Raw genomic sequence first — 9,064 nt, 5'->3', positions numbered from 1 at the left:
TTATTCGCAGCTGGAAAGGCTATGATTTTTTCGTAGATTCCGTTCCCATTGTTTTAGAAAATTTTCCAGACTCAAAATTTGTCATTGTCGGCACAGGACCGGGATACGAATCCATTCTCAAACGTATTAAAGACCGCGGCCTTGAAAAATCAATATTCGCACTGGGACACCGGGAAGACATCCCGGAAATTATGGCAGCTTTAGATATTCATTGCGTAGCTTCTTTTGCCGTAGAAGGAACGACACAGGTAATCCCTCAAGCCTTTGCCATGAAAACTCCTGTTGTTGCTGCTCGCACCCCCTCAATCCCCCCTATCCTGGGAAATGGAGAATGGGGTATTTTAGTAGAACCTAAAAACTCACTAGACATGGCCGATGGAATTTTAAAACTTTTAAAAAACCCTGAGTTGGCACAGTCAATGACTGACAAGGCCTACACTTTTTGTAAAAATGAATTGAGCATTGATACAATGATGGAAAAAACTATTGCCGTTTATAATGAGGTCCTGAACGAGTCTCATCTTTAATTATTCGCTTTAACTACGATGAAAATAGCCATCATCAGGCAAAAATTTGTTCTTTACGGGGGTGCCGAGCAGTTTGTTCAAGGCTATGTGCATCAATTGGCCGAAGCAGGGCATGACATTCATATCTTTGCAACTCAATGGTCGCCTTCCAACCACCCCAATATTCACTTGCATCATGTTCCATCATATAAGCTTAATTCCTTTATAAGAACCCTGTCATTTGCCAGGTTTGCTGCAAAAGCCGTAAGTAAAGAACCCTTCGATATTATTCAGAGTCATGAAAAAACCTGGAAGCAGGATGTTTACCGCGTTGGTGATGGATGCCATAAGGAATGGCTTGAACAAAGAAAACGTCTTTTACCGGCTTTGAAAGGTTTCTTTCTCACCTTTAATCCGTTTCACAGATTGATTCTAAGTATCGAAAGAAACTTGTTCGAATCTGGTCAATGTAAAAAGTTTATCGCCATTTCAGAAATGGTAAAAAAAAATATTCTTAAACATTATAATTGTCCGCAGGAAAAAATTTCAGTGGTCTATAATGGTGTCGACTTAAAACGATTTCACCCGGACAATACAAATAAATTTAGAGGCTCTATTAGGAAACAACTAAATATTCCAGATAATAGAATTCTTATATTATTTATAGGCTCAGGCTTTGAAAGGAAAGGATTAAAGGGTCTTCTGAAAGCAACTCAATACCTACAATCAGAAGATTGGAACCTGCTAATAATGGGAAAAGGGAGATGGAACAAGTTCCTCAAGTTTGCTCCTGAAAACCTCAGAGATAAAATTATTTATAAGGAACCCGTACCTGAAATAGAAAAATATTATTCAGCGGCAGATATTTTTATCCTGCCTTCTATTTATGAACCATTTGGAAATGCAAATCTGGAAGCCTTGGCATCCGGGTTACCTGTCATCACTACTCGCCACTGTGGTGCATCAGATATCATACAACACGAGCAAAATGGCTTAATTGTAGAAAACCCTGAATCATCCAAAGAAGTTGCTGAGAAGATCAACACGCTTTTTGATCCCGCCTTGCGTAAATTTATAGGTAAAAATGCCAGAGCCCTGGCCGAACAGTATTCAGTTGATAAAAATACTCAGGCAATGCTGAGGCTCTATCAAGAAATCATTTCCACTTAAGCAAAGTATTCTTATCCATCAAAAAAATATTTACGCCGCAGAAGTAGATCTACCGTTAGAAAACGAATATTCTACGTCAAACTTCCTCTTTACCCAGCCAGGGACCTGTTTTCTTGCTGTTGCATTGAGGCTTTTATTCGTTTCTTCAGCCTGAAATTTTTTTTCCAATACGATTTACTGAGTTCATGGGCTGGAACAATTTTTTCAACTTTTCCTTGAGAATTCATAATCTTCACATCGTAGAACATGACATCTCTCCTGAAAGATCAATATTTTCGTTGATCCATATGAGTGCAATGTCGTTGCCAAAATGTTCCAACCTGAAAAAATCAACCTAACTTATACATAACAAAAGGATTGTACGGCTGATGTGGTGGGTAGGGAAAAAGCATTTATGACAAGAATAATTGACATAGCCGGTACTCAGGTAAAAAAACTTTACAAGCCTGAAAAGTCGTGCCAAATAAACTTTTGGAAAACTAGAGTGGCCAGGCCAACCTCTCACTTAAATTCTAGAGTGAGTACCGTCACAGAAAGGAGAGTTTCCAGTACGTCCGCAGTCACAAACAACATATCTTCGAGCTTCTTCTATGGTAAATTCTTTGGGAGATTTACCGGTATTTTTTGCACTGTGCGAACCATCACAATATGGTTTGTTTGCGGATTCCCCGCAGGTGCAGAAAAACTTTTTACCCGGGGTCTCATCTGTAAAAATCGGACTGTTCTCGTAGGGCATGAAATATCCTTTTTTTAATTGTTGGTAAAAAAGAAACGGTCTCAAACTTTCCAGAGGTTGTCAATGAGTTTTCAAGAATAAAGTTATTAAAAAGCTGACAGGTCTCCATGAAAATACTGGTCACAGTAGCCACAGGACTGGTTGGAAGAAATCTTCTCCCCCGGGAAAACTCTTTGCATAAATTCCTAAATCAAGCCTCGAACAAGTTTCCAATAGGCACTGAGCATAGGGCTTAATACATAGTCCATCAACGGATTCCTCATCCCTGTAACAGCAATCGAACCTTTGTAAAGTCTGGTTATTTCTTTATCGCTCACTTTCCGGAAAGATTTTATTTTCCTGCGTTTTCTGGCTATCTGAACAAATTGGCCAAGAATCTCAAAATAACTTTTAATCTTGAGTTTTAACCATCCATGAGTCAGGGCGTGAACAATTTGAGCCAACTCAACAAGAACCAACGCGGGTGAGATCAGGGCCAGGGTTTTGCACTCAAGATTTTTTAACAAAATATGAAGGCGGTTCTTTTCAGAGCGATAAAACTTATTCACCCCTTTATTAAAGTCGTAATGGTGATAGCAAACCGACTTGGGTGTCGCTACCAACATCCATCCGCCCAACCTTATTCTCCATGATAAATCATGGTCTTCATGATATAAAAACAAGTCTTCATCAAACCCGCCCACCTTCTCATACACTTCCCGACTAAACATGAATATACCGCCACAAGCTGTCTCAAGCAGCGACAAATCTTTTTTATCTTGCTCACCCACCAGATTCGGATAAGCCACGCCTGTATAATTTACCAAAACCCCAAACGAATTGATCAACATCCGGTCATCATGAGAAGAGCCCTGGGCATCCTTGTGATATAGAATTTTTGGAATTGCCGCGCCAATTTTCTTGTCCGATTCCAACAAGTCCACAAGCTGACCAATTGAGTCAGGCCTCATTTCCAAATCATTATTTAAAAAAAGAAAAAAATCACCGTTAGCTTTTTCGAGTGCCCGATTCACAGCCGAACCAAACCCAAGGTTCTCACCATTCTCCAATAAATGCACTGAGGGATATTGCTCCTTTACCATCGCCTGCGAACCATCCTCTGAACCATTATCGCTGACCCAGATTTCCAGATCTTCATATTCCTGTTTCAAGAGGGATTGAAGGCACCCAGAAAGAACGTCCTTGCCATTCCAGTTCACAATAATTGCAGAAACTTTTTTCATCTTGATAAGCCTGGGAGAGTCAAGCGGTGAAAGGAGAAAAACACTGTTAAACTTTAGAAGAAAGTTTTAGGATTGACCATGAATCACTCCAGGATTTTTTCATAAAAAGTATCGGGGTCTTCCGGATCAAATTTTTCATTGGCATACACCAGCAATACCATATCGCCTTCGCCAACATTCTTTATGGCATGAATGGTTCCCGGGTCTATCCTTATGGTCTTCAAGTCATTCACACCCATCATAATTTCACGGGACTCCCCAGTCTCCCGATCTTTAAGCAATAATTGACCCGTCCCGGTAGGAACACAAAACCATTCCACCTTTCTAGTATGATAATGGTTGCCTCGCACCTTTCCCGGATATGCAACCGATACATGCAGTTGACCGAACTCCCTACATCCCTCAGGCAGTTCACCCCCCAGCACTTCTATCAACCAACCTCTTTCATCTGATTTTTTATCCAGATCCTGTACGTCATAATGCTTCATATTTTCTTTCTCCCCAGGAAATAGGATAAAGTCTGCTCAATACCTTTGGACAAAGAAACTCGTGGCCGCCATCCATATTTCGCAGAAAATTTAGAAGAATCACAACTATAAGAAATTCCTGAACTCTCCTGATCCTTCACAAACTCTACCTTTGTGTTTTTATTGAGTTTTTCAATCTGTTTCACAATTTGCCTTAGAGAAACCAACCGTCCGGAACTAACGTTAAATATATTTCCTGAACCTGTTACAGGCTCAAACCCTGCAAGCATGAATGCTCGCACAACATCATCAATATACACAAAATCGCGGCACTGCTTCCCATCCCCATTTATAACCAAAGGCTTATTCATTATCGCCCTGTAGCACAATGTTGCAATAACTGAATTATAATTTGGTCTGCAACCTGGACCGTATACATTTGCAACCCTCAAAATCACAGAAGGAATTCCAGAATTTATTATCAGGTTTTCCGCAGAGAGCTTACTCACTCCATAAACTGTGTCGGGTTTAGCCTTCCCAGTTTCCCGGATGGGTGTTTTTCTATTCTTCAGAATATAAATCTGCGAGCTCGATGCGAATACAATTCGAGCAGAAGGCTTACCATGATTTAAAATACTTTCCAGTAATCGTGAAGTGCTGAGTATATTTCCGCTTAAAATCTCTTCATCGGTATCCCGGTTGACCCCGCCTAAATGAAAAATAATATCCGTATCTGCGACAAATCGCTTAAGGTTCTGTCTACTTGGAATCCCTTTCTTACGTTCAAGTGTAACCACTGCCCCTCTTCCCTTTAAGGCAGAAAGTAGATGCGTTCCAATAAAGCCTGTTGCCCCGGTCACACCAATACGCATAGATTCTCAATCATAGTTTTGAAAGTTGGAGTACTCACCTTGCAGGAATATATCATCAGGTTTTTGGAATCTGATATGAAGGGCGCATGAATCCTTAGCGATCCAAGTATACATTTTCCTGTTGAGCAAAACCATACTACCCTGTTTGAATTTGGCCTTCCTCTCTGATAATCTCTTTAAGTTTCGGATAACTCCTGATGGTATTATCTTCCCTACAGTTTATACGGCATTTTTCTTCTGGAGCTTAAGGTTTATGCGCCTTGTTATATTATATTTTACCTTGTTATGCTTATTATCACCATCTGCCAACGCACAGCAATCTCCTGGCCAGTTTAAACAGGCCTTGCCCGGTTACACTTATACTTTCCCTCGCGATGATTTTTCACACGACGATTTCCGCATCGAATGGTGGTATTACACAGGAAATTTGCAAGATGAGAATGAACGTGCCTTTGGCTATCAGCTCACCTTTTTTAGAATAGGGCTTGAGGGTTCCAAACCCATCAATAACGCATCTTCCTGGAAAATAGGCAATCTATACTTTGCCCACATGACCGTCTCAGACATTTATAACAAAAAGTTTCATTTCTTTGAACGTATCAACCGGAGTGGAGTGAAAAATGCCGGTGCCGCTTCTGACAAACTGCATGTATGGAATGAAAACTGGAGTTTGACCTCAAAAGGTATTAATCATCACCTGCGAGCTATTGAAAATGGAACAGGACTCGACCTGAAATTAACACCAGTAAAAAACCGGGTTCTGCATGGCAAAGAAGGAATTAGCACAAAAGGCAGTGGTGCTGGAAACGCATCACATTATTTTTCTTTTAGCCGTATGAAAACTCATGGACAGGTTTTTCTGAAAGGAGAAAAAATTCCTGTCAAAGGAACAAGTTGGATGGACCACGAGTTCTCCAGCAACCAACTGAACGAAAACCTGGTGGGTTGGGACTGGTTTTCTATAAAGCTCGATAATAATACTGAAATCATGCTTTACCAGTTACGAGATAAAAATGGCAGCAAGGACCCCCATTCCAGCGGAACCACCATATCGGCCGATGGTATTTCTCAACACATACTCCATAACGAGTTCTCAATCTCACCTAAAAAGTTCTGGTCCAGTCCACATACTAATGCCACCTATCCAGCAAGTTGGGAACTTACCATTCCAGGAGGAGTCTTAAACATAACCCCTGACTTTCCGGATCAGGAACTTTATGACCTTCGCTCGATCTCAGGTTCCTACTGGGAAGGAAGCGTATCCATAAAAGGAAACCTTGAAGGGAAAACCGTAAAAGGAAAAGGCTATGTTGAACTTGTGGGCTATGAAAAAGCGCTCAAGCAAGGTGATGCTTTGAGGGAATGAATAAACCTTTTCAACAAACTCCTATACTTCTTAAAAAGTAAAATTCACCATCCCCTACATACCTTCATAAAGTCTATGTTATTCTTCCCCAATGACTTTCGATATTGAAAAAATGAACAAACTTCCTCAAGGGGAACGTTTTTTCGATGTGAACGAAATCTGGTACTTCATGAACCGTTGGGTCGTTCAACTGCTATACCCCACACCGGTGACACCAAACCAGATCACTTTTATTTCCCTGGTTTTTGGCCTGGCATCAGCTGGGTTTTATATCTCAGAAATCCCCAACTCTCTGGTGTGGGGCGCGATATTTCTTTATGGAAAAGTGTTTTTCGATAATGTCGACGGTAATCTGGCCAGAGTGAGAGGAACATCATCCCGGTTTGGCAGGTTTCTTGACTCGCTTACCGATTTCATCGTCACAGTCCTTGTTTATATTGCTGCAACCTTTTACCTGGTTCGAACAACAGCGACAACGGACTACTGGATTCTAGGGTTGTTGGCAATGCTTTCCTGCTTTATGCAAAGCACCTTTTTTGTTTTCTATCTCGTCAACTACACCTCACGAGTAGGTTCCTACGAAAAAAACAGGGTGGATGAAACCATAACTGAAGAAGATAAACAGATGGCGGAAGAAGGCCAAACAGACATCTGGGATTTGAGACTACAAACCTTCTTTGTCTGGGTGTATGGTTGGCAGGATAAAGCAGTGGAACAACTGGACGCTTTCTGTAGAAGAATCGCTCGGATTCCTGATACGGATGAGGCCTGGTATAAGGATCGCAATTTTCTAGCCTGGATCAGTCCCTTATGCTTATGCACCAATAACGTAATACTGGTGATTTTTTCTCTTCTCGGTCAACTGGAGTTATTCATGATCCTGCTGGTTTCATTCATGAACCTGTACGCTTTGGGGCTCCTGGGCTGGAAAGTCATTAGCAATAGAAACAGGAATCAACAATCCTTGAAGCCGAGATAACTCGTTATCCGGTTAGATCAAGTTAATGCTGACTGGCCTTACGCCCAGTGGTTAGCAGAGGCCGCAGATGTGGCAGATAGCCGTATCACAGACAGGTGTGTGGGCCGCCTGCAAACCACGTTGATAATCTTCCCAAAGAAAATCTTCGCGATAGCCATGATCAACAATATCCCAGGGAAGGTAGTCATCCTTTTCATATTGCCGGTATACATATTGATCAACGCAATGTTCCTTTAACGCTTTCTTGGCATCATGGCCGTTATTCTGGTAGGTCTTGAAAAATGCCTGCGTACTCCGATCACCCCTCGACAAATAAGTTTGCAGATAAGCCTCGTTGGGAGAACCAAAGCTCATTTTAAGATGTGGTAATTTGGATAAAGCCTTTCTCACCCTGGCAAATTTTTTCTTTAAACTCTTTACAGATTCCATCGGGTGCCATTGAAATGGTGTCCCAGGTTTGGGCACCAATGGACTCAGCCCAATGGTCAACCTGCCAATTCGGCCAAGCTTGCTGCATTCCTCGACATAACCCTCTTGAACTCTCTCGACCAGTCGAATGAACTGATCTATGTCTTCATCAGTTTCAAGTGGTAAACCGATTATGGAATATATTTTTAAATGCAAAACACCTTTACGGGTCAGGAATCTGCATTTTTCAACGATGAAGTCATCGCTGGCAGACTTATTGATGACGTCTCGCATTCTTTCGGATGGCCCATCCACAGCGACTGTTAAAGTTTTTTGTCCACTTTGCAGAATCAGGTCAACCAACTCATCAGTGAGCGTTTCCATCCTCAATGATGAGAAAGAAAGTTTTTTCCCCTGCCCGGTTATTTTTCGCGCCAAATTCGTTAACTCAGGATGATCCGTTACCGAAGGGCCAACCAGACCAACTGTTTGAGCGGACTTTCCGATGTTGTTAAGCAGGTTTTCCATCTCGTTATAAGTTTTTTCCAGATCAGGGAGACGTGGAGGACGATATATAAATCCAGCAGTGCAAAACCGGCAGGCCCAAATGCAGCCTCTTGTGACCTCCATCAGCGCCATATCCTTAAAGGTGGAGTCTTCATCATGCAGCACCGAGTGTGTACAAAGAGACTGTTCCTGCATCACCCAATGCCGCATCACACGCTGCGGGGCGTCTTCTATAGGTGAAATTCCAACCTGAAGGTTTTGTTCTATTTCCGGACGATACCTCTCAGGTAAATAAACTCCGGGTATTAAAACAGCCTGCTTGAAAAACTGATTCCTGTCCTCATTTTTGCACAACAATGTGAAAAATCTTTCTGCCAGGCCCTCACCTTCTCCAATGAACAGAACATCCATGCACTCAGCCAGCGGTTCAGGATTTATGAAGATTGCCGATCCCCCGGCTGCGATCATCGGATAAGATTCGTCCCTTTCCGCCCGGTCCAATGGAATTCCAAAGTATTTCAGGGCCAATACCGCGTTTAAATAATCTGGCTCAAAAGAAATAGAAAAGGCAATGACATCAAATTCAAGCGGGTGAATTTTTGATTCCATGGAACACAACTCTTCCTTCTTCAAAGATTGGACTTCCGGTTTCCAGCCAATGGGCATGGCAAAACGATCGCACATTACACCCTCTACCTGGTTCAACAGAGAATAAACCTGTTGAAAACCCAGATTGGCCATCGCAACATCCCGCGTGTTTGGGTAAACAAGAAGTACCCGCAAATCCCGTTGCGAAACGGTCGAGCCCACAGTAGTTCCAGATAAAGAAG

9 protein-coding genes are annotated in these 9,064 nt (G+C 42.0%); 4 read left to right on the top strand and 5 right to left on the bottom strand.

All coding sequences use genetic code 11. The features are described from left to right. The first annotated feature begins 2 nt into the window (after positions 1–2). Together F3741_12635 and F3741_12630 are read left to right on the top strand one after the other, a co-directional pair. A complete protein-coding gene (locus F3741_12635) occupies positions 3–527 on the top strand; it encodes a glycosyltransferase family 4 protein (GenBank protein MZG31624.1) in 525 nt (174 codons plus the stop codon). Between the two features lie 18 nt (positions 528–545). Then, positions 546–1,676, top strand: coding sequence for a glycosyltransferase family 4 protein (locus F3741_12630; GenBank protein MZG31623.1), 1,131 nt, complete (start codon positions 546–548; stop codon positions 1,674–1,676). A gap of 505 nt (positions 1,677–2,181) precedes the next feature. Here F3741_12630 and F3741_12625 read toward each other — a convergent pair. From F3741_12625 to F3741_12610, 4 genes are all read right to left on the bottom strand, one after another. Next, positions 2,182–2,412 carry a CDGSH iron-sulfur domain-containing protein gene (locus tag F3741_12625; GenBank protein ID MZG31622.1) on the bottom strand — a complete coding sequence of 77 codons (231 nt, stop codon included), beginning with the start codon at positions 2,410–2,412 and terminating at the stop codon, positions 2,182–2,184. 185 nt (positions 2,413–2,597) lie between these two features. Beyond that, positions 2,598–3,635 (bottom strand): glycosyltransferase family 2 protein, encoded by a 1,038-nt coding sequence (locus tag F3741_12620; protein MZG31621.1) that lies wholly within the window; start codon positions 3,633–3,635, stop codon positions 2,598–2,600. Between the two features lie 83 nt (positions 3,636–3,718). Beyond that, on the bottom strand, positions 3,719–4,123 hold the full coding sequence (locus tag F3741_12615) for a hypothetical protein (GenBank protein MZG31620.1): 405 nt from the start codon (positions 4,121–4,123) through the stop codon (positions 3,719–3,721). Further along, the gene (locus F3741_12610) at positions 4,120–4,974 is read right to left on the bottom strand and encodes an NAD-dependent epimerase/dehydratase family protein (protein MZG31619.1); all 855 of its coding nucleotides are present in this window, start codon (positions 4,972–4,974) and stop codon (positions 4,120–4,122) included. The genes F3741_12615 and F3741_12610 overlap by 4 nt, the downstream gene beginning before the upstream one ends. A 253-nt stretch (positions 4,975–5,227) precedes the next feature. Here F3741_12610 and F3741_12605 point away from each other — a divergent pair, with 253 nt between their 5' ends. After that, entirely contained in the window at positions 5,228–6,340 is a 1,113-nt protein-coding gene (locus tag F3741_12605; protein ID MZG31618.1) for a carotenoid 1,2-hydratase, read from the top strand. Positions 6,341–6,431: 91 nt separating this feature from the next. Continuing rightward, complete coding sequence (locus F3741_12600; GenBank protein MZG31617.1) at positions 6,432–7,319, top strand: CDP-alcohol phosphatidyltransferase family protein; 888 nt, start codon at positions 6,432–6,434, stop codon at positions 7,317–7,319. A gap of 51 nt (positions 7,320–7,370) precedes the next feature. On the opposite strand, the gene F3741_12595 is transcribed toward F3741_12600, so the two are convergent. Continuing rightward, the gene (locus F3741_12595) at positions 7,371–9,044 is read right to left on the bottom strand and encodes a radical SAM protein (GenBank protein MZG31616.1); all 1,674 of its coding nucleotides are present in this window, start codon (positions 9,042–9,044) and stop codon (positions 7,371–7,373) included. Positions 9,045–9,064: the final 20 nt, after the last annotated feature.

The organism is Nitrospinota bacterium, assembly GCA_009873635.1.
In the GTDB taxonomy this organism is placed as follows: Bacteria; Nitrospinota; Nitrospinia; order Nitrospinales; family VA-1; genus LS-NOB.
The sequence above is the reverse complement of the archived record's forward strand: the minus strand, read 5'-3'. Positions and strand labels throughout refer to the sequence as shown.